At 72.3% G+C, this 21278-nt stretch carries 19 protein-coding genes; 4 read left to right on the top strand and 15 right to left on the bottom strand.

Annotated features, from left to right (window positions below; genetic code table 11):
* Positions 1-11 precede the first annotated feature (11 nt).
* Positions 12-1568 carry a protein kinase gene (locus ACH34T_RS02860; protein WP_395990332.1) on the top strand — a complete coding sequence of 519 codons (1557 nt, stop codon included), beginning with the start codon at positions 12-14 and terminating at the stop codon, positions 1566-1568.
* A 31-nt stretch (positions 1569-1599) separates the two neighbouring features.
* Here the strand turns inward: ACH34T_RS02860 and ACH34T_RS02855 are convergent, their stop codons facing one another.
* From ACH34T_RS02855 to ACH34T_RS02830, 6 genes are all read right to left on the bottom strand, one after another.
* Positions 1600-2211: a two-component system response regulator gene (locus ACH34T_RS02855; RefSeq protein ID WP_395990331.1), complete on the bottom strand. Its 612-nt coding sequence runs from the start codon at positions 2209-2211 to the stop codon at positions 1600-1602.
* Positions 2212-2301: 90 nt separating this feature from the next.
* Complete coding sequence (locus tag ACH34T_RS02850) at positions 2302-2967, bottom strand: response regulator (RefSeq protein WP_395990355.1); 666 nt, start codon at positions 2965-2967, stop codon at positions 2302-2304.
* 46 nt (positions 2968-3013) lie between these two features.
* Entirely contained in the window at positions 3014-4345 is a 1332-nt protein-coding gene (locus ACH34T_RS02845) for a sensor histidine kinase (RefSeq protein ID WP_395990330.1), read from the bottom strand.
* Between the two features lie 112 nt (positions 4346-4457).
* A complete protein-coding gene (locus tag ACH34T_RS02840; protein WP_395990329.1) occupies positions 4458-5351 on the bottom strand; it encodes a cytochrome P450 in 894 nt (297 codons plus the stop codon).
* A 159-nt stretch (positions 5352-5510) separates the two neighbouring features.
* Positions 5511-6158 carry a LuxR C-terminal-related transcriptional regulator gene (locus ACH34T_RS02835; protein ID WP_395990328.1) on the bottom strand — a complete coding sequence of 216 codons (648 nt, stop codon included), beginning with the start codon at positions 6156-6158 and terminating at the stop codon, positions 5511-5513.
* On the bottom strand, positions 6155-7075 hold the full coding sequence (locus ACH34T_RS02830; protein WP_395990327.1) for a sensor histidine kinase: 921 nt from the start codon (positions 7073-7075) through the stop codon (positions 6155-6157). The genes ACH34T_RS02835 and ACH34T_RS02830 overlap by 4 nt, the downstream gene beginning before the upstream one ends.
* Before the next feature lie 315 nt (positions 7076-7390).
* Between ACH34T_RS02830 and ACH34T_RS02825 the strand changes: the two genes are divergently transcribed.
* Both ACH34T_RS02825 and ACH34T_RS02820 read left to right on the top strand, forming a co-directional pair.
* The gene (locus ACH34T_RS02825) at positions 7391-8956 is read left to right on the top strand and encodes a Rieske 2Fe-2S domain-containing protein (RefSeq protein ID WP_395990326.1); all 1566 of its coding nucleotides are present in this window, start codon (positions 7391-7393) and stop codon (positions 8954-8956) included.
* A 108-nt stretch (positions 8957-9064) separates the two neighbouring features.
* Positions 9065-9223: a hypothetical protein gene (locus ACH34T_RS02820; protein WP_395990325.1), complete on the top strand. Its 159-nt coding sequence runs from the start codon at positions 9065-9067 to the stop codon at positions 9221-9223.
* 171 nt (positions 9224-9394) lie between these two features.
* On the opposite strand, the gene ACH34T_RS02815 is transcribed toward ACH34T_RS02820, so the two are convergent.
* The 8 genes from ACH34T_RS02815 to ACH34T_RS02780 form a co-directional block, all read right to left on the bottom strand.
* A complete protein-coding gene (locus ACH34T_RS02815) occupies positions 9395-10315 on the bottom strand; it encodes a hypothetical protein (protein WP_395990324.1) in 921 nt (306 codons plus the stop codon).
* Between the two features lie 23 nt (positions 10316-10338).
* On the bottom strand, positions 10339-11082 hold the full coding sequence (locus ACH34T_RS02810) for a sugar transferase (RefSeq protein ID WP_395990323.1): 744 nt from the start codon (positions 11080-11082) through the stop codon (positions 10339-10341).
* A 2-nt stretch (positions 11083-11084) separates the two neighbouring features.
* A complete protein-coding gene (locus tag ACH34T_RS02805; protein WP_395990322.1) occupies positions 11085-13811 on the bottom strand; it encodes an O-antigen ligase family protein in 2727 nt (908 codons plus the stop codon).
* Positions 13808-15034 (bottom strand): glycosyltransferase, encoded by a 1227-nt coding sequence (locus tag ACH34T_RS02800; RefSeq protein WP_395990321.1) that lies wholly within the window; start codon positions 15032-15034, stop codon positions 13808-13810. Before ACH34T_RS02800 ends, ACH34T_RS02805 begins: the two co-directional genes overlap by 4 nt.
* 9 nt (positions 15035-15043) lie before the next feature.
* On the bottom strand, positions 15044-16162 hold the full coding sequence (locus ACH34T_RS02795) for a polysaccharide biosynthesis protein (protein WP_395990320.1): 1119 nt from the start codon (positions 16160-16162) through the stop codon (positions 15044-15046).
* 2 nt (positions 16163-16164) lie between these two features.
* On the bottom strand, positions 16165-17310 hold the full coding sequence (locus tag ACH34T_RS02790; protein ID WP_395990319.1) for a DegT/DnrJ/EryC1/StrS family aminotransferase: 1146 nt from the start codon (positions 17308-17310) through the stop codon (positions 16165-16167).
* Positions 17311-17313: 3 nt separating this feature from the next.
* Complete coding sequence (locus ACH34T_RS02785; protein ID WP_395990318.1) at positions 17314-18747, bottom strand: hypothetical protein; 1434 nt, start codon at positions 18745-18747, stop codon at positions 17314-17316.
* 141 nt (positions 18748-18888) lie between these two features.
* On the bottom strand, positions 18889-19551 hold the full coding sequence (locus tag ACH34T_RS02780; protein ID WP_395990317.1) for a response regulator: 663 nt from the start codon (positions 19549-19551) through the stop codon (positions 18889-18891).
* A gap of 261 nt (positions 19552-19812) precedes the next feature.
* Here ACH34T_RS02780 and galE point away from each other — a divergent pair, with 261 nt between their 5' ends.
* Positions 19813-20817, top strand: a complete 1005-nt coding sequence (gene galE / locus ACH34T_RS02775) for a UDP-glucose 4-epimerase GalE (protein WP_395990316.1) — start codon at positions 19813-19815, stop codon at positions 20815-20817.
* An 87-nt stretch (positions 20818-20904) separates the two neighbouring features.
* Here the strand turns inward: galE and ACH34T_RS02770 are convergent, their stop codons facing one another.
* Entirely contained in the window at positions 20905-21270 is a 366-nt protein-coding gene (locus ACH34T_RS02770) for a hypothetical protein (RefSeq protein WP_395990315.1), read from the bottom strand.
* Positions 21271-21278 lie beyond the last annotated feature (8 nt).

The raw sequence follows: 21278 nt of genomic DNA, 5'->3' as shown, positions 1-21278 counted from the left end.
CCCTCTAAGCCATGGCACAGGCACGTCTGCTCGGTAACCGCTACCGGCTCGACTCGGTCGTCGGGCGGGGCGGCATGGGCACCGTGTGGCGCGCCTTCGACGTCATGCTGGACCGCGAGGTCGCCGTCAAGGAGGTCCTGCTCCCGCCGGGGCTCGACGACGGCGAGCGGGCCGTCCTGTACGAGCGGACGTTCCGGGAGGCGCGGGCGTCGGCGCGGCTGAACCACTCCGGGGTCGTGACCGTCCACGACGTGGTCGAGGAGTCGGACCGGCCGTGGATCGTGATGGAGCTCGTCCTCGCCCCGTCCCTGCAGGACCTCCTCGAACGCGGGCCGATGGACCACCGCCGGGTCGCCGACATCGGGCTGCAGATGCTCGGGGCGCTCCGGCACGCGCACGAGAAGGGCATCCTGCACCGCGACGTCAAACCCAGCAATGTGCTGATCACCGACACCGGCCGGGTCGTGCTCACCGACTTCGGCATCGCGCAGGTGGAGGGCGACGCGACCCTCACGCAGACGGGCCTGGTCATGGGCTCGCCCGCCTACATCCCGCCGGAGCGGGCGCAGGGCGAGCGCGCGGTGCCCGCCTCCGACCTGTGGGCGCTCGGCGCGACCCTGTACGCGGCCGTGGAGGGACGCTCCCCGTACGAGCGGTCGGACGCGATGGCGTCGCTGCAGGCGGCGCTGACCGAGCCGGTACCGCCGGCGCGCAACGCGGGCCCGCTCGCGCACGTCCTGGACGGTCTGCTGGCCCGCGAGCCGGTGAACCGGATGACCGCCGTGCAGGCGCAGCCGCTGCTCACCCGGGTGGCGATGCTGCCCCCGCCGCCCCCGCCCGGGCCGCAGGTCGAGGAGACGGTGGCGGACGAGCCGTCCGGCCGCTTCCTGCCCACCAGGACGGACGACGCGACGGAGACCGTCCTCGACCCGGACGACCTGAACCCGCCGACCCGCCGCGACCCCGGCCGCTTCCAGCCCCCGACCCCGAACCCCAACCAAGGCCAGAGCCCGAACCCGAGCCAGGGCCAGAACCTCAGCCAGAGTCCGAATCCGAGCCAAAGCCCGAACCCCAGTCAGAGCCCGAACCCCAGCCAGAGCCTGAGTCAGAGCCAGGGGCCGGGGCGTGGGCGGGACCAGAATGGCTCGCATTATTCGCGGCCTCGGCCTGGGCACGATCCGGAGGCGCGGACGTTCGTGGAGACCGAGTGGGCGCCGCCGCCCGAACAGCCGCCCGCTCAACCACCGACCCAGCCGCCTGGCCGGCCGCTGTCGGGGACACGGCAGCCGGGCCTTCCACCGCAGACGCCTCCGCCGTGGGAGCAGCCGCAGCAGTACGCGAACTGGCAGCAGCCGCCTCCGCCGTCCCCGCACGGCGGAACCCCGGGCCGGGCGGAGCGCCGCAAGACGCTGGTGGTCGTCACGATCGCCGTCGTCCTCGTCGTGGCGGCGGTGCTGGTGGGCGCGTTCATCCTGCGCGGCAAGCTGCGGACGGGCGCGGAGGCCCCGGCGGCGGCGGTCCCGAGACCGGTGATCCGCGCGCAGCCCGCCGCGATCGAAGCCTTCTGAGCCGGCGGGATCGAAAGTCCGCTGAGCCGGGTCAGCCGCCTGCGGACAGGGCGTCCAGGGCGAGGCGGAGGTCGGCGACGTGCGCTTCGAGGTCGGCGGCGGGCTCGCCCGCCCGGAGCCGGACGACGTCCTCCTCGATCAGCTTGACGCGCTCGTCGAGCGCCGACAGCAGCCGCTCGCCGCCCGCCAGCACCGCCTCCCCGTCGCCCTCGGCGAGGGACTGGCGCAGCAGCCGCGCCTGCCGCCGCAGTTGCAGGTTGCGGCGGTGCAGCTCCACGAACACCGACACCTTCGCGCGCAGCAGCCACGGGTCGAACGGCTTGGTGAGGTAGTCGACGGCGCCGGCCGCGTAGCCGCGGAACGCCTGCTCGCCCGCCTCGCCGCCCGCGGTGAGGAAGATGATCGGGATGTCGCGGGTGCGGGGCCGGGACTTGATGTGGCCGGCGGTCTCGAACCCGTCCATCTCGGGCATGACGACGTCGAGCAGGATCAGCGCGAACTCGTCGTTCAGCAGTTCCTTCAGCGCGGCCTGCCCGGACGTGACGGGCACGACCTCCACGGGCAGCGCGTCCAGCACGGCGGCGAGGGCGGTCAGGTTCTCCTCGCGGTCGTCGACGGCCAGTATCCTCGCGTCGCTCGGCACCGGACTCCCTTACGTCAACGACGGCGTACGCCGTCCACCCTGTCATGACCGATGGGACGACAACAGTGAATCGTCCCAGAGTAAGAATTTCTAGGGCAGCCAGCCCGGTTTGACCAGCCCGGACTCGTAGGCGAACACGACGAGCTGCGCGCGGTCGCGGGCGTTCAGCTTCACCATCGTCCGGCTGACGTGGGTTTTCGCGGTCGCCGGGCTGACCACGAGGCGGGCGGCGATCTCCTCGTTCGACAGCCCCTCGCCGACCAGCGCCATGACCTCCCGTTCCCGTTCGGTGAGGGCGTTGAGCCGGGGCGACGGCGCGGGTTCCTTGGCCCGGGCGGCGAACTCGGCGATCAGGCGGCGGGTCACGGACGGTGACAGCAGCGCGTCCCCGTCCGCGACGGCCCGGACGGCGTGGATCAGCTCGACCGGCTCGGTGTCCTTGACGAGGAACCCGCTCGCGCCGCCGCGCAGCGCCTCGAACACGTACTCGTCCAGCTCGAATGTGGTGAGGATCACGATCTTGACGCCGTCGAGCCGGTCGTCGGACGCGATCCTGCGGGTGGCTTCGAGACCGTCCAGTCCCGGCATGCGGATGTCCATCAGGATGATGCTCGGGCGCAGCCGCTTCGCCTGCGCCACGGCCTCCTCGCCGTCGCTCGCCTCGCCGACGACCTCGATGTCGGGCTGCGCGTCGAGCAGCGCCCGGAAACCGGCCCTGACCAGCACCTGGTCATCGGCCAGCAGCACTTTGATCATCGCGTCCCGCGCGTCGGGCGAGCCACCAGAGACCTGCATTGTCCGGTCAGTCCTCTCTCAGGGCGGACGCGTCGTCCGCCTTCGCGGTCCCCGGCCCGTCCGGCCCCGGCTCCTCCTGCAGGGGGAGCGTCGCGCGGACGCGGAAGCCCCCGCCCGGCCGCGGCCCGGCGTCGAACGCGCCGCCGAGCGCCGCGGCCCGCTCCCGCATGCCGCGGATCCCGCTGCCGGTGCCGCCCGGATGGTCGTCCAGGAGGGAGACCCCCTGGCCGTCGTCGTCGACCTGCACCACGATCTCGTGTTCACCGTAGGCGATGCTGAGCCGCGCCGTCACCGGGCCGGGTCCGGCATGGCGGGTCACGTTCGTCAGCGACTCCTGGACGATCCGGAACGCGGCGAGGTCGGTGCCCGCGTGCAGCGGACGGCGGTCCCCGGTGATCTCGGCGTCGACGCGGAGCCCGGCGGAGCGGGCGCGGGCGAGCAGGTCGTCCAGCCGGTCGAGGCCCGCGGTGGGGGCGCGGGGCGCGGTCTCGCCCTGCGACCGCAGCGCGCCGATCACGCCGCGCATCTCGGTGAGGGCGTCCTTGCTGGCCTCTTTGATGGCGGCGAGCGCCGTCCGGGCCTGCTCGGGGTTGTCGTCCATCAGGTGCAGCGCCACCCCGGCCTGCACGTTGATCATCGAGATGTTGTGGGCGAGGACGTCGTGCAGCTCGCGGGCCATCCGCAGCCGCTCCTCGCTGGCCTGGCGGCGCTCCTCCTCGGCGCGGGTGCGGGCCGTCTCGGCGGCCCGCTGCGCGCGCATCCGGACCAGCTCGGACGTGACGAGCACGACCAGCGCCCAGGCGGTCACGAACGTCGCGGCGACGAGGTTCGGCTCCTGCGGCGAGAACCATCCGCTGCCGCGCTCCTTCTCCGGGACGCCGATCAGCGCGGACAGGCCGAAGAAGGCGGCCAGGCCGGCGCCCGTCCCGATCCAGGCGGCCAGGCGGTGCCCGGCGACGACCGTGGCCATCAGCGCGACGGCGAGGGACAGCGGCGCGGGCCCGTAGGGGTAGGCGCGCAGCAGGTAGAGGGCGGTGACCGCGCCGGTCGCGGCGAGCGTGAACACCGGGTTCCGGCGGCGCAGCAGGAGCAGCGCCGGGCCGGCCACCACGAGACCCCAGCCGAGGGGGCCGAGGTCGGCGTGCCCGACGTCGGAACCGCCGCCGCGGTCGTCCGCCCACGGCGGCCCGGATCCGCCACGCCCGTCGGCGCTGTGCTGCGCGCCCATCGACCCGACCAGCTGGACGACCGCCAGCAGGAGGGGGACGATCCACACCGGCCATGAGGCAGGGCTCGGCCAGTGCGGCCTCGCCGGGCCATGCGGCGGTGAAGTGCTCATGTCTGCACGTTAAGTCATCGAGGTCGGGACGGACGTCGGCCGTGGGGAGTCAGCGCCCCTACTCCCCGGGACGTACCCGTGCGCCGGCCGTTCAGCGCCGCGCGCGGGCCGTTCAGCGAGGCCACCGGACGGGGAGGTGCTCGAAGCCGTGCCGGGCGCTGGACCGCAGCATCACCGGCTCGCCCGCCAGCTGCGGCAGCCCCGGACGTTCCAGCAGCGCGTCGAGGAGAGCGCGCAGCTGCACGCGGGTCAGCCGCGCGCCCAGGCAGGCGCGGAAGCCGAACCCGAAGCAGAGGTGGGACCTGGCGCCCCGGACGAACCGGTCCGTGTCGAACCGTTCGGGGTCGGGGTACACGTCGCCGTCGTGGTTCGCGGAGACGAGCCACAGCGTGACCCGTTCGCCGGCGAGCAGCGGCACGCCGCCGATGACGGTGTCGCGCTGCACGACGCGCCAGACCTGGAGGACGGGCGTCCACCAGCGCAGCATCTCCTCGACGGCGCCGTCGATCAGCCGCTCGTCCCACCGCGACCGCTGGAGCCGGACGTACTGCGCGGGGTGGCGGAGCAGCGCGTAGAGGCCGCCGGCGAGGGTGTTCCGCAGCGTCTCGGGGAGGTCGCGGACGACGTCGCCGACGAAGTCGACCGTCTCGCCGTACGGGACGCGGGCGAGCATGGCCCGGGCGGGCGGGTCCATGTCGATGGGCTCGGGGGCGGGCTTTCCGGGGGCCGCGTCGGCGTCGGGGACGTCCGGGGTGACGGGGCCGTGCAGGATCCCGTCGCCCGGCGGCGCGAAGAGCTCCGGATGCGTGAGGGCGTGGTGGACGTCGGCGTAGCGCAGCACGGCCCAGGAGCCCGGCCGGTCGGCCAGGCGCCCGTCCAGCCAGACGACCGGGGTCTTTCCCCGGAGCCGTTCCAGCCGGTCGAACGGGACGCCGCGCGCGTACGCGTCCGCGCAGTCGAGCACCCCGGCGTCGGTGATGGGCAGCGCGCCTCGCCGTTGAGGCATGGGAACCTCCTCTGCTAGGCGGACGCTAACGTGTCCCGGCCGAAACCTGAAAGGTCCGGATTCGGCCGTCTGTTAGACGCCCGCCTTGCGGAGGGGCTCAGCAGGCAAGCGGAGGGGGTCAGCCGGTGAGCGGAGAGGGCCAGCCGGCGAGGGCGAGGGTCAGCCGGCGAGCCACTCCCCGGTCTCCACGCTGACGAGTCCGTGCCTGGCCGCCTCGATCACCGCTTCCCGCTGCGAGTGCACGCCGAGCTTGCTGAGCACGCTCTGCACGTGGCTTCGCGCGGTGCTGCGCGTGACCCCCATCGCCTTGGCGAGCGCCTGCGTCGACTCGCCGCGCGCGAGCCGTGTCAGGACCTCCCGCTCGCGCGGCGTGAGGAACCGCGCGACGTGCTGCGCCTGGCTGCGCGGCCGCGTCCCGGCCCGCCTGGCCGCCTGGTCGGTGACGACCTCGCCGTCCGCGACGCGTCCCAGCACGGTGAGGATGTCGCCGGCCTGCTGGCCCTTGTGCGCGAACCCCCGCACGCCCACCGCGACGCCCGCGTCCAGCACCTGCTGCTCAAGGAACCCGGTGAGGACGACGAACTTCGTGCGCGGCGACGCGGCGCGCAGCCGCGGCATCCAGTCGAGCGCCGTGCCGGTCGGGAACTGGAGGTCGATCAGGCACACGTCCGGCTGCCTGATCCGCAGCAGCGGCATCACGCCCGCGGGGGAGTAGGCGACGCCGACGACGGTGTGCCCGGCGTCCGTCAGCACCAGCGACAGGGACTCGGCGAAGACCGCGTGGTCGTCGCAGATGACCATTCTCATGGATGGGGCCGCCAGTCGTCGGCGTGCGCGTCGGCCGGTGGCGGCGCCGCCGGCAGCAGGATCCGGACGCGCGCCCCGCCCATCTCGCAGGTGCGGATCTCCAGGCTGCCGCCGTACCCGGAGATGAGGTCGTGGACGATGCCGAGCCCCAGCGACGCGAGCCCGCGCCGCGCCGCCTTCGGCTTGCCGCGGTCCCGGGACCGCGGCGCGGCGGACCGGCCGGCGGGCGGGGCGCCGCCGCCGGACGCGTGGCCGTGCCGGGCGCCCCAGTCCGCGCCGAACCCTGGGCCGTCGTCGTCGACCTGGACGGCGACCCAGCCCTGGCCGGACTCGACCCGCACGTCGACGCGGCCGTCCGCGACGCGGCAGGCGTTGTCGAGGACGTTGCGCACCGCGCGCCACAGCGCGACCGGGTCCATGTGCGCCCACGCCTCGCCGCCGGTGAAGCAGACCTCGTGCGGCGTGGCGAGCCGCATCCCGGTGACGATCTCGGCGGTGAGCTCGTCCACCCGGATCCGCTCCGGGCTCGGCGGCGGACGGTCGGCGTTCTCGTCGTCCGCGCCGTCGTCGAGCTGCCGCAGCAGATGGTCGAGCCAGCGGGTCTCGCCGAGCAGCTGCTCGATGCGGGCCCTGCTGGTGGCGCCGACGTCCTCCGCGACGACGACGGCCGAGGCCAGCATGATGATCGTGCCCAGTTCGTGGCGGATGTCATGACGGAGCCGCCGCCGCCACAGGACGTGCGGCCCGCCGGTATGCGCCCCGCCGATGTGCGGCCCGCCGGTATGCGGCGCCCCGATGTGCGGTGCGCCGGCGTGAGGCGCGCCGATGGGCGGCGCGCCGTTGGTCGAATCGCCGGCGGCGGGGAGCTCGTCGCCGGGTCCTGGCTCTCGGGGATCCGTTCCGGCGAGCGTGCCCACGCCCGCCGGAGGGTCCACCGGAGAAGACCGAGACCACCCGTTGTCCATGGGTCCCCCCGTATGTTATTTCAGCACCGCCTCAAACGTTCTCTCCGGGATACGCACGCTGTCCAGGAAATGGCCGTAACAGACCACCGTCTGTCCAGAAGTGGACACGCACTTCGACGGGTGAACCTTTTTGATTGACGGTGCGTCGCAGTCAGGATTGTCAGTTCTGCTGTCGTCCACTTCTAACCTTTCTTTCATGCCTACGGCGTAGCCGCTTTGCGCATTCCGGCGGGTGCGCCCGCGGGCCGTCGGAGAGACCCTCTCAACATGCCGAAGGTCACATTTCTCGGACATGCGGGGGTGCAGGTGGACGCGGCCGCGTTCCACCTGCTCGCGGACGCGTGGCTCGCTCCAACGGGGGCCTTTCTCGGGGCCTGGCACCAGTATCCGAGGAACGATCACCTCGATGTCGCCCCGTTGCTCGACGCGGACTGGCTCGCCGTCTCGCACGAGCACCTAGATCATTTCGACCCGTGGGTGCTGGACCGGCTTCCGGCACGGACCAGAATCCTCATTCCGCGCTATCCGGGACCGGCCTTCCGGGAACGCATGGCGGCGGCGGCCGGCGGCCGCCAGATAATCGAGTTGACGGCTTGGGAGAAATTCCCGCTCGACAATCGAGGCTCCTGGATCACGGCGATTCCGGAACTCTCGCCGATGTGCCACGACGCGGCCTTTCTCATCTTCGCCGACGGCCGCGGGATCCTGCACGGCAACGACGCCAGGCTCACCGCGGCGCAGGCCCGCCGCGCCAAGCACCTGGCGGGCGGCCGGCTGGACCTGATGGCCGTGCAGACGGCCGGGGCGTCCTGGCATCCGATCTGCTACCGGTACCCGGCCGCGGAGATGGCGAAGATCTCCATGGACAAGCGGGTGTCGAAGCTCCGCTCGGTGCAGCGCCTCGTCCGGCAGACCGCGCCGGAGCTGGCCGTCCCGTTCGCCGGGCCGCCCTGCTTCCTGGACGCGGAGGTCGACCGGCTCAACTGGGTGCTCGGCCAGGAGGACGGCGCGTTCTGCGACCCCGAGATGGCCGCGGAGTGGCTGCGCGAGCACCTGCCGAACCAGCGCTGGGACACCTTCAAGCCCGGCGACGCCATCGACCTCGACACCGGGGAGATCACCCGCGACCCCGTCTCGGCGGAGTTCTCCTTCGCCGACGCCGACCGGGCCGACTACCTCAAGCGGTACGCCGCCGACCGCGCCGCCGACATCGCCGGGGTCATGGCGATGCACCCCGAGCCCGGTCCCGACCTGTTCGACCGGTTCGCCGCGCATTTCGAGTACCTCGGCGGGCTGAGCGACTACTTCCTGCGGCAGATCTCGATGACGGTGCAGTTCGAGGTCACCGGACCGAACGGCGGCGTCTGGGACGTCGACTTCTCCCCGGACGGGGTCACCGTCGCCCCGGCGTCCCCGGACGCGCGCCCGCACTACCGGATCACGACCGCTGGACGGTGGATCGACGGCGTCCTCGCCGGCCGGCTGGCCTGGGAGGACCTGCTCATCTCGTTCCGGCTCAGCCTCTACCGCGACCCCGACGTCTACAACGACTACCTCGTCGGCCTCCTCAAACACGCCAACGCGCCCGCCCTCCAGGCGGTCGAGGCGTACGAGACGGGACGCGACGAGTCCGAGCGGATCACCGTCTCCTGCGACGGCGCCCGCTACGACATCCCCCGCTACTGCCCGCACGCCGGGGAGGACCTGTCGGTCGGCGCCGTCGTCCGCGACGGCCGGATCCACTGCCTCGCCCACAACTTCGCCTTCGATTTGGCCACCGGCGAATGCGTCAACGCGAGGGCCGCCAATCTCACCAGCCGGAAAGTGACCTGAATCACCGATGGGCGTGCAATCCCCCGCGACAAGTAGGGCGTGTCTGACATGGGGTTTTACGTCATCTCGTGTTAGATTTCCAACCTGCTTGTCTGGGGGGATTGAAGAGTGCGCGGTTTGAACCGCACGCGGCTCGGCCTGCTGGCCGTCGCGTTCGTTCTTGTCATCGGTGTGATGGAAGTCCTGGCGCTGAAGCTCGGATCGTTCGACTTCCCGGTCCCGTCCGACCAGGGCCATCCGGCCGTGGCCGACAACCCGGGAGACTGACCCCGAGGATCAGACCTGAGCCGAGGTCACGGGTCGTGCGGCCGGAGGGCGCCCAGCGCCCGGAGGTCGCACGACCCGACGGCCGGGGGGCCGTTTCACGAGTCGCGCCAGCGGCTCGGGAAACGGTTCACCGGCCGGTAACGGGGGTTCCAGGGGGTCGCCCCCTGGGAGTTAACGCGCTTTGTTGCGGGCTTGGACGAGGCTTTGCAGGTCGGGGTGTTCGCCGCCGGTGGCGTCGGAGAGGGTGGGGCAGGCCCATTCGTCCTGGCGTCCCCAGGAGTAGGAGATCTCCAGCGGGGGGCGCGGCGCGAGGCGGTCCCAGCGGGCGAGGATCTCGCGGAACTGGTCCTGCGTCGGCAGCCAGTACTGCTTGTCGCCGCTGGAGCAGCTCTGCCCGAACGTCTGCAGGACGGGCGCGACCTTGGCGCGCGGGATTCCGGCGTCGTCCGCCATCCGGACCATCCGGTCGATCGCGCCGATGTCGCAGCGCTCGCGGGCCTTCGACGAGCCCTTGCAGGGGTACGGGTCCAGGCCGAACAGGTCGACGCCGACGCGTTCCGGGGTGAGCGGCTTCATCGGCCAGTCGGTCAGGGAGATGAACGAGACCTGGCGGGGCGCGTGCTTCTCGATGTAGTCGGCGCGGCGGCGGATCTCCGCCGCGATCCCGGGGCACTCGCCGGGGTTCGGCTCGTCCGACAGGTACCAGCCGTAGACCTTCGGGTCGCGTCCGAACCGCTGGACGGCCTGCTGGAACTCCTCGAAGCCGAGGACGAAGTCGTCGCAGATGAAGTTGCCGACCCACAGCAGCGCCCGCATGCCGCGGGGGACGCCGGCGACGAGCGACGCCTCGGGCTTGACGTCCACGAGGTCGTAGCCGAGCTCCTGGAGCCGGGGATAGTCGGACGGCTCGGTGTTCAGCGCGATCCGGCGCGTCCCGCCTGGCCTGGCGCCCGGCGCGCCCGGCGAGGCGAGCGGCCCGTCGTAGGGCCGGTTGTCGGCCGTCCTGTCGCCCAGGTAGACGAGGAAGCCGATCACCGCCAGCAGCGTGGCGGCGACGGCCGACACCTTGTACGGGAGACCTCGGATGTCCATGCCTTGCTCCCCGAAAACGTCGGTCAGGCTGCGGAACCGGGCTCCTCGGCGGTGCGCGGCGTGTTCGCCGTCTCCGGCGGCGGCTTCTGCCGGGTGTCCTGGAGGGGCGGCAACGTGAAGCCGAGGACGTGCTTGACAGTGTCCCAGAGTGCGCCGAACGTGGCACGCAGCGACGGGTCGCGCAGGTAGACGGAGTCGACCGCGACCCGCGCCGGGACGATCCGCTCGATGTAATTGACGAGGTCGACCTCCTCGCCGGGGCCGAGCACGTCGAAGTCGCGGAACCGGACCTCGGACACGCCGGTCAGCCCCGGCCGGTGGTCGAAGATCCAACGGCAGTCCGCGTCGTAGTGGACGGCGAGGTTGTAGGTCTCGGGCCGCGGGCCGACGAGCGTCATCTGCCCGCGCAGGACGTTCACCAGCTGCGGCAGCTCGTCCAGCGACCACTGCCGCAGCAGCTTGCCGACCCTGGTGAGGCGCGGGTCGCAGTTGGCGGTGACGGTGAGCCCGCCGACGCCCTGCCGCATGGTCCGGAACTTGTACATGACGAACGGCCGTCCGCCCTGCCCGACCCGCGTCTGCCGGAACACGCCCGGGCCGCGGCTGGTCAGCCGGACGAGCAGGTAGACGGTCAGCAGCGGGACGCTGAGGAGCAGGAGCCCGGCGACCGCGCCGGCGACGTCCAGGACGCGGCGGGCCCTGGACGGCGCGACCCCGTCGCACGGGTCGATGGGACGGCTCGCGAGTCCCGAATGATCCTCGGGCATGGTCACCCCTTGCCTGTGAGAGAGGCGTCGCCTGTGAGAGCGGCCTTCTTGACGTGCTGGAACCAGACGAGCAGCGCGGCGGTGGTGGCGACGAAGGAGAGCGAGGTGGCGACGGCGGCGCCGATCGCGCCGTGCGCGGGGATCAGCACGGCGCCGAGCACGACGACGACCACGAGGCCGATGCCCTGCCCGGTGGACGCGGCGCCGGGCCGTCCGACCCCGTACAGGTAGGCCATGATCAGCCCGGTGACCCCGAACGTGACCACTCCGGCGAGGCGGATGTAGGTGGGCACGACGGCGTCGTCGAACACGTCCCCGAAGACCCAGGGGAGCGCTGTCCCGGCGATGAGCGCGAGCGGCAGCGCGGCGAGCACCGACACGCCGAGCGCCGGCAGGATCAGCTTGGACGTCCGCTTCGTCGCGGTCTCCCGGTCCTCCTTGGCGAAGTCGGGATAGAGGACGTAGTTGACGGCGAGCCCCGGCAGCTGCACCAGCTCGGCGAACTTGCTGGCGACCGTGTAGACGCCGAGGACCTTCGGCCCGGCGAGCGCGCCGAGCAGCGCCATGTCGAACCGGAGCTGCAGCAGGTCGATGAGCTGGCCGAGGTAGCCGCGGAACCCGTAGCCGGTGATCTTGCGGCCGAGCGCGCGGTCGGGACGTCCCCAGCCGGAGAAGAACCCGTGGCGGGCGAGCCGCCGCGCGATCCACGCGGCGGCGGCGAGATCGGCGAGCACCAGCCCGGCGATCAGCGCGCCCGGCCCGTACCAGCCGGTCAAAAGGACGAGGTAGATCGGCAGGAACACGAACTCCTCGACGGCGATGGCGAGGCTCGCGCCTGGCTGGTCGTCCGTCCCCTGGAGGAGGCCCTTGCCGACCGACACGAAGCCCTGCGTGAAGGACGGCACGGCGGCGGCGAGCGTGACCCAGATGCCGAACGACTTGAAGAACACGAGGAAGAACAGCGGGGTGAGGACCAGCCAGGCGAGCGCGGCGATGCCGGCGCCGATGACCGTCAGCCAGGCGAGGGTGGGCCGCACCCGGCTCTGGTCGTAGTCCTTGCGGGCGAGGAAGAACGGCGCGGCGGCGGGCAGCCCGGCGTTCGACAGGTGGCACAGCAGCCCCGGCAGGACCCGGACGAGCGTGAACGCGCCGACGAGCTGCGGCCCGCCGATCCGCGCCACCATGATCGTCGCGATGCCGAGCGAGGCGAGCGCGCCGATCCGTCCCGCCATGTTCCCCGCGACGAGCGCGACGAGGCGACGGCGCAGGCGTGCCGCGCTCGTCGTCGCGTCGAGCGGTGGATCTTCTTTCTGGGTGGGCGACGGGGCCTTGCCGGGCCCGGGCGGCGGGGCGAATGCCGTCGGCTGCTTCTTCCTGACCGCGGGTGGCGGCGCTGCGATCAACGGGGAGGCACCCGCATGGTCGGGGACGGCGTCGCGGCGCCCGAAGAGATGGAGAGCGGCTATCAGGCCGAAGATGGCCCAGCCGTGCCGGTAATGCAGCGTCTCGTAGAACAGGCCCGAGACGAGGAAGACGGCGACGAGCGCGCCGAACAGCTCCGGGCGCGGGACGAGCCGCGCGTACTCCCTGGTCAGCGCGTTCCGCCGGGCGATCCGCACGCACTGCATCAGCAGCACGAACACCAGCACGATCAGCGCGAAGCCGCCGAGGAAGCCGCGTTCCAGGACGGCGGCGACGTAGTCGTTGTGCGCCTCCCGGACGTACGTCTCCTGCCGCACCCGCATCTCCGCCTCGGTCTCGCCGGCGCCGATGCCCCACGGGTGGGTCTGCTCCCTGATCATGTCGATCGTGGTGGAGAGCACGGTGCTGCGCGAGTTGGTGCTCTCCCCGGTCGTGCGTCCGATGGAGTCGCGGAGGATCGGGGACGTCGCGCTGGCGCGGTCCAGGAACGGCTGGATGTCGACCTGCGTGACGATCGCGACGCCGCCGCCCCCGAGGAACACCGCAAGCGACGCGACGGCGATCGCGTGGTGCGCCCTGCCCTCGCGGAACAGCCGGAACAGGTAGCCGAGCAGGATCGCGACGAGGAGCGCGAGGAGGCCGCCGTTGGAGCCGGTGAGCAGCTCGGCGGTCAGCAGGACGCCGCAGACCGTCCAGCGGCGCCAGGCCGTCGCGGGGAAGCGGGTCGCGCGGGCGATGAAGAAGATGCAGATGAACCAGTTGGACGCGTAGTTCGCGTCCCCGAACGTGAACATCGCGCGTTCGCCGTCGACCTGCTTGCCGGACAGGGCGTCCAGGCCCAGCACGAAGCCGGTGATCATCACCAGCGCGTAGAAGGTGCCGATCCAGACGAACGCGCGGAGGGCGACCTTCAGGTGTCCGGGCTCGCGGCCGAGGTTGGCGACGCTGACCGCCCACAGCAGCACGAACAGGTCCTTGACGAGGGTGAGCGCGCCCGCGTCGCTGACGATGGCGGCGATCCCGCCCGCGATGATCGTCAGAAGGGTGGGGATGAGGAACGGCCACCGGATCGGCAGCTTCCGGGTGCCCGCCCACAGCAGCATCGTCGCCGTGACGGCGACGAGCGCGAGGTCGGGCAGCCCGGTGTTGCCCGGGCCAGGCGCGAGCCCGGCCGGCATCAGCATCGGCAGCGAGGCGATGCCCACGACGAGGACGACCGACGTCGACCGCACCCGCCGCCTGAGCGGGGGCGGCGCGGGCGCGGAGGGTGCCCGGGCCGGTGCGGGAGCCTCGATGGTCGCTGTCATGGGCGCTGAGAGCTCCCCCGGTAGACCTCGTCCAGGACGGTCCCGAGGTGCGCGGGCGAGAACCAGTCGCCGACGCGTTCGCGCGCCCGCTCCGCCATCCGCGCGGCGGCGGACGGATCGTCCAGCAGCGCGGTGATCGCCCCGGCGAGCCCCTCCGGGTCCTCGGGACGGACGAGCATCCCCGTCTCACCGGCGAGCACCAGGTCCTGGTTGGACGGGACGGCCGTCGCGACCAGCGGGATACCGGCGCCGATCGCCTCGACCAGCACGCACGGCAGGCCCTCCCACCGGCTCGCCATGGCCATCACGTCGAACGCGGGCAGCACGTCGGCGACGTCGTCGCGGTGCCCGAGCCAGCGCATCCGCTCCTCGATGCCGAGCTTGCCGGTGAGCCGCTCCAGCTCGTCGGCCATCGGGCCGCCGCCGACCCACAGGCCGAACACGTCGTCGGGGAGCCGGGCGAGCGCCTTCGCGAAGATCTCCGGGCCCTTCTGGAACGTCAGCCGCCCGACCGACCCGACGACCTTCACGCCGAGCGGGAGGTCGAGGCGGCGGCGCGCCTGCGCGCGGGACCCGGGCGCGGACGCGTAGGCGGCGACGTCCACGGCGGGCCACGACAGCCGGACCCGCTCCGGCGTGGTCAGGCCGAGGCGCAGCGCGGTCGTCACCGTCTCCGACCCGATCGCGAGGAACGCGTCGGTGCGCTTGGAGGCGATCCGTTCGAGCCGGATGTAGAGGCGGCGCCGCGCCCACGACTGGAACTCGTTGAACGGGAACCCGTGCCAGGTGTGCACGATCCGCGGGACGCCCGCGCGGGCGGCCGCGACCCGTCCGATGACGCCGCCCTTCGCGCTGTGGGTGTGGACGACGTCGTACCGCCCCGCCGCGAGGACGCGGGTCAGCGTGCGCAGCGCGGCCAGGTCGGCGCGCGGCGAGATCTGCGGCACCAGCGGCCCGACCTGCACGATCTCCATCCCGGCGGAGTGCGCGTGCGGGGTGAGGTCGCCCGCGGCGGCGTGCGCGACGGCGTCGTCCCCGTAGCGGACGCCGTCGCCGTCATCCGTCGACGAGGCCTTGCTGTCCATGCCGACGCCGCCGGTGATGATCGCGCGCTCGTACTCGCCGTCGGGGAGCGCGAGCGCGCCGTTCAGCGCGACCTGTCCCGCGCCGCCGTTGAAACGGGTGATCACCGTGGCGACTCTGAGCTTCCTGGTTGTACTCACGGGCGCACCTCACAGGGCCGGGAGGGTGGGTTCGGGACGCCTGACCGGGTGGTATTCGGGCAGCAGCCGGCGCAGCAGCAGGCGGACCTCGTCGGCGTCGCCGGTCCCTGCGGCGGCCTCCAGCTCGTCCAGCAGCTGCGGCAGGCCGGCGGGCGGTGCGGCGGGACGGGTCGCCCAGATCTTCGGGTGCGCGGTCCTGATCCGGCGCTCGGAGTCGGCGAACGCCTGCTCCGCGAGCTTCTCGCCGGGCCCGAGCCCGCAGAACCTGATCGTCACCTCCGGCAGCCGCAGCTGCTGCGCGTACCGGTGGACGAGGTCGATCACGGGCACGGGCAGGCCCATGTCGAGGACGAACGTCTCCGCCTCCTCCGCCATCGCCGCCGCCTCGATCAGCAGCCCGGCGGCCTCCGTCACCGTCATGAAGTGCCGCGCCACCTCCGGATGGGTGATCGTGACGACCTCGCCTGAGGCGATCCGGTCCGCGAGCAGGGTCAGCGGCGGCCCGGTCTCGCCGATGACGTTGCCGACCCGGACGGCCGCGAAGCACGTCGGGCCGCCGGTCGCCGTCCGCAGCAGCAGCTCGCCGAGCCGCATCGTCGCGCCGAGCACCGACGTCGGCACGGCGGCCATGTCGGACGACACGAACACCAGCCGCCGCACGCCGTGCCGCACCGCGCCGTCGATCACATGCCGGGTGGCGAGGACGTTGTCGGCGACGCCCCCGCACGGGTCGCCCTCGACGTCGGCGAGGCCGTCCCGGGCGGCGGTGTGGAACAGCAGGTCGGGGCGGGCTCCGGCGATGACGCGGTCGACGACGCGCGCGTCCCGCACGTCCATCTCGGAGACCTTGACGGCGCACAGCTCCGCGGGCTCCAGCCGTTCGAGCTGGTGGCACAGCGCCCGCCCGACCGCGCCGCACGCGCCGGTGACCAGCACCCGCCGGCCCCGCACGAGCACGCGCGCGCGGGCTCCGGCGAGTTCGACCTCGTCCCGTCCCATGAGGAGGGCCAGCGGGCTGGCCGGGGCGGGGGCGGCGGCCTCCCGCTCGCGCCCGGCGTGGATCCGGGTGGGGAGACGGCCCCCCATACCCCCCGGAACGGCGCGGAGGCGCGGCAGGAACCTTCGCACGGTCAGCTCCGCGCCCGCAGCGCCTCGGTCAGCGCGGACACGACGCGGTCCTGGCCGTCGGCCGTCAGCCCGGGGTACAGCGGCAGCGACAGCAGCTCCTCGCCGACGCGGTCGGTCACCGGCACCCGCGCGCACTCGTCCGCGCCGAGGATCTCCTGGTAGGCGGTCATCTGGTTCGCGGGGATGAAGTGCACGGACGTCGCGACGCCCGCCGCCTCCAGCTCGCCGCTGACCGCGTCCCGGTCCTGGACACGGATCTGGTAGAGGTGCCAGGCGTGCTGGACGCCGTCCAGGTTCCGCTGCGGCAGGACGAGCCCCGGCAGCCCGCGCAGCGCCTCGTCGTACGCGGCGACGATCTCCGCGCGGCGCTCCTGCCAGCCGGGCAGCGCCGCGAGCTGCGCCCGCCCGATCGCCGCCTGGACGTCGGTCATGTTCGCCTTCAGCCCGATGGTCTTCACGTCGTACCGCCAGCTCCCGCCGGGCAGGTACCGCTTCCAGGAGTCCTTGCTCATCCCGTGCAGGCGCATCGCGCGGACCCGGTCGGCGAACTCCTGGTCGCTGGACGCGACCGCGCCGCCCTCACCGATCGGCATGTTCTTCGTGGCGTAGAAGGAGAAGCACGCGGCGTACGAATCGGACCCGACGGGCTTGCCGTCGCGCGCGGCGCCGGGGCCGTGCGCCGCGTCCTCGATGATCCGCGTGCGGTCCAACCGCGCGGCCTCGGCCAGCGCGGCGACGTCCACCGGGTAACCGCCCTGGTTCTGGACGATCATCACCGCCGGTTCGCACCGCTCCGCCGCAGCGGCCACGGTCTCCGGGCTAGGGACGAGCGTGTCCTCGTCGATGTCGACGAGCACCGGCCGGTGCCCCGCGTGCACGATCGCGTTGATCGCGCCGCAGAACGTCAGGCTCGGCGTCAGCACCGCCGACCCGGGCGGCAGGTCCATCGCGCGCAGGCACAGCTCCAGCGCGGTCGTGCACGAAGCGACGCTCACCACGTGCGCGGCGCCCAGGTGGTCGGCGAACTCCTGCTCGAACGCGGCCGTCTGCGGCCCCGTCGTGATCCAGCCCGAGTCGAGCACCTTGACGACGGCGTCGGCCACCTCGCCGGAGACCGAAGGGATCGTGAACGGAACGGACGAACTCATGGACTACCCCTGCTCTTTCCTGGACGCGCTCTTGTGGGACACGGCGATCTTGCGGGACGTGGCGACGACGCCGAGCAGCGGCCAGCCGGACGCGGCCACCAGGTCGCGGACCGTCTCCAGCCCGGACACCGTCGTCACCGGGCCGACCGCCACGACCACGCCGACCAGGTCGTCGGAGCCCGGGTCGATGTCCTCGAACGCGTGCACGTGGCACAGCTGGCGCAGCGGGACCGGCTGGGTGATCTCCGACGGGGAGACCTCGCCGGACTTCTTCGTCATGACGGCGGTGCCACCGGCGCGGACCACGGACGTGCTCTTCTTGCCGCCGCGCCCGCCGCTGTTCATGGACGGCCCGTCGCTGTTGGCGGACGGCCCGTCGCCGCCGTCCTCGCCGCTCTCGTCGCCGTCGGGTGTGTCGCGCTCGGCGGGCCGGGGCTTTGGAGGTTTGGCGCTGACGACCTTGGTCTCGTCCCCGTACACCGCCGCCGCGACCGACGATACGAGGCTCGCAGGGAGCGGTCCTGGCGCGCCGACCAGCGTGACACGTCCGACGCCCTCCCGCTTCGCGGCCAGCCTGATGCGCCGCCCGGTGTCCGCCAGCCGCGCCGGGCCCTTGTCGGCCCAGCCGAGCAGCGGCGCCCCGAGCCGGCGCGCGACCCGCCGCTGCCCCGGGATCGTCGGGCGGACCATCTCCGTCACGACCGCGATCAGGATCCCGCCGATCAGCCCGACCAGCCCGGCGATCGCCGCCATCATCACCGTCGGGTCCGCCTTCGGCGCGAGCACCGCGGGCTGCACCACCGACGCGGTCCCCGCGGACGTCAGCTGCGTCTGCAGATCAGAGCGGTTCGACCGCAGGTCGGCCAGCTCCGCCTGCACCCGCTCCCGCTCGTTCGCGGCGTCGATGTCCGGGTTCGGCTGCGCGCCCGCGCGCCGCGACAGCGGCCCGAGCCTGCGCTCCAGCGTCCGGACGCGCTTGTCGATCGCGTCCAGCTGCTGCTTGATCGTGCCCTGGTTGGACGCGTTGATCTCCCGGACGACCGCGGCCCCGATGGCGTCGGTCAGCCTGCGCGCGATGGCCGGGTCGGCGTCCTTCACCGACAGCTCGACCACCGTCGACGTCCCGAGCCCGGTCACCTCGATCGCCTTCGCGACCTTGACCGTCGTGCGGTCCACGCGCTGCTCCCGCAGCACCTGGCTGAGCAGGACCTCGCCGGTCGCGAACGCCTTCACCTGGCTGACCACGATGCTCACGCCCGCGTCCCCCGGCGCCGCGTCGGTCGCCTTGCTGCTCGCCTGCAGCCGCGACTTCGCGACCGACGCGGGCTCCTGCCCGTTCATCAGCAGCGCCACCAGCGTCAGCGGGAGAACCGTCATGACCAGCAGGAGCGCCCAGTAACTGCGGACCACCCGTGCGGCGACTTCGTCGATCTCCACGATCTTCCCTCCGGGTTCCTTTGGGCGAGCGTAAGAACGGGATTCGCCGGGGCAATCGCGCAAAAGACGACCCCCGACTACGCCGTTTGCATCAGGCCCGGCGCGGCGGCCGATTCACCCGTTCGAACGGCGCATTGCGGTTCACCCGTTCGAGGGGCGCATTCCGGCGCGCATCGCGAGCGTGATCGCCTCCAGCGCGGAATGCATGTCGAGTTTCGCCAGCAGGTTCTGCGTGTGGGTGCGGACGGTGTTCGCCGACAGCCCGAGCCGTTCGGCGATCTCCGCGCGGCCGAGGCCGTCCACCATGCACTGCAGCACCTCCCGCTCGCGCGGCGTCAGGGCTGCCAGCAGCCGCGACCCGGGGTCCTGTTCGCCGCCGTCGCGCAGCAGCCGGCGCAGCACCTCGCCCACCGCGTCCGGCGGGATCCACCCGCCGCGCCGCGCCGCCGAGCGGATCACCCGCGCGACCAGGTCGGCGCTCTCGGTCTTCTCCAGCCAGCCCACCGCGCCCCGCCGGATGGCCTGCACCATCGCGTCGAGATCGCTCATCGCGGTCAGCATCACGACCCGGACCTCCGGATCCGTCTCGCGGACCCGGTCCAGGACCTCGAGCCCGCTCTCCGCGCCCAGCGTCAGGTCGAGGACGACGACCCGCGGGCGCTCGGTCGCGGTCAGCGCGAGTGCGCGGCGCACGTCGGCGGCGATCGGCAGGATCACCAGATCGGGCTCGCGGCCCAGCCGCGCCGCGAGGGCCTCGGCGAAGAGCGCGTGATCGTCCACGATGAGGACGCGGATCGGTTCCATCCACCGACGATGACCTCCGCCGCCGTCCGGCGAATCATGCAAACGCTGTACTTCGATCGCACGCTCGATCCTGACGGCCGGGACCGGACACACCCTGCGCGGACGGCCCGTAGAAAATCGCGTGCGCGGACGCGAGATCACGGCCGGGGGTTCACTCCCGTCCGGACTCGGTCACCTGGAGTGCGGGCCGTTGACCTGCCGCGATCCCCTGCTGATTCTGATCCGTGCAATGTCGGACACTGGCTGTCAGGGGAATGCCCTATGAAAGTCCTGATCACCGGGGGAGCCGGTTTCATCGGGAGCACGATCGCCTCCGCCTTCGCCGAGCGCGGAATCACGCCCGTCGTGCTCGACAGCCTCGTCACGGGCAGGCAGGAGTTCGCCGACGGCAAGATCTTCTACCAGGGCGACATCGGCGACGGCGACCTGGTCGACGAGATCTTCCAGAGCCATCCCGAGATCGTCGCGACCGTGCACTGCGCCGCGCTGATCGTCGTGCCCGACTCGATGACCGACCCGCTGCGCTACTACCGCGTCAACCTGTCCAGGACGCTCGACCTCGCCGGGCATCTCGTCCGCAACGGCTGCGACCGGATGATCTTCGCGTCGACCGCGGGAATGTACCGTCCCGAGCCGGACCTCTCCGTCACCGAGACCTCCGTCCTGGAGCCGCAGAACCCGTACACGCGCTCGAAGATGATGGCCGAACTCCTCCTGGAGGATTTCTGCAAGGCCTACGGCCTCCGCGTCATCTCGCTCCGCTACCTCAACCCGATCGGCGCCGACCCGCAGCTTCGCACGGGCCTCCAGAACAGCAAGCCCACCCACGCCCTCGGCAAGATGATCGAGTGCCACACCCTGGGCGTGCCCTTCACGATCACAGGCGTGAACTGGGAGACCCGCGACGGCACCGCCATCCGCGACTACATCCACGTCTGGGACATCGCCCGCGCCTTCTACGAGGCGTCCGCCCGCTTCGACTCGATCGTCCCGCCGCGCGGCGAGGGCTCCGGCTACGAGGTCATCAACCTCGGAACGGGCGACGGAACGACCGTCCGCGAACTCGTCGAGGCATTCCGCGAGGTAGTCGGCGACGGTTTCCAGGCCCAGGACGCCCCGGCCCGCCCCGGCGACGTCGTCGGCGCCTTCGTCAACCCGGAAAAGGCGTGGGAACTGCTCGGCTGGAAACCCGAATACACCATCGAGGACGCCATCCGCCATTCTCTCCAATGGGCCGAACGCCGCCGCGACCTGGACGTCGCCTGACCTTTCCGGACCCGCCCGCACGGGCCTGTCCGATCCTTCTGGCCGAGCACCCCAAAAGGACCGGACGGGCCCGTGCGCGGCGCCCCCTCACGCCACCCCGCCCCAGTACTGTTCCCAATTCGTGGCCAAGGCGGCCAGCTCGCCTTTCCAGGGTGACTCAAGATCGGCCGCACTTCGCCGCCGCCAGATTTCAGCGAACGCCCGGGAAAACAACTCGACGGCCGCCGAGTCGGCATCGACCCACGACAGCGTCCGCACTTCGGCTCCGTCGTCGTGCTCGGCCTCCTTGCGCGAGCCCTTGACGAAGACGGGGCCGTTGGCGGTACGGAGCGTCCCGGCGATGTCAGCGTGATTGCCCGCCGGTGGCGGATCAAAGCCACTCACATCGCCGACGAGTTCCTGGACGGCGCCCCTCACACGAGCAGGAAGCTCATGCCACGCACTGCGCGCCATCACAAGCC

The organism is Actinomadura sp. 9N215 (genome assembly GCF_044326345.1).
Classification (GTDB): domain Bacteria; phylum Actinomycetota; class Actinomycetes; order Streptosporangiales; family Streptosporangiaceae; genus Spirillospora.
This window is presented reverse-complemented; position numbering and strand designations above follow the sequence as displayed.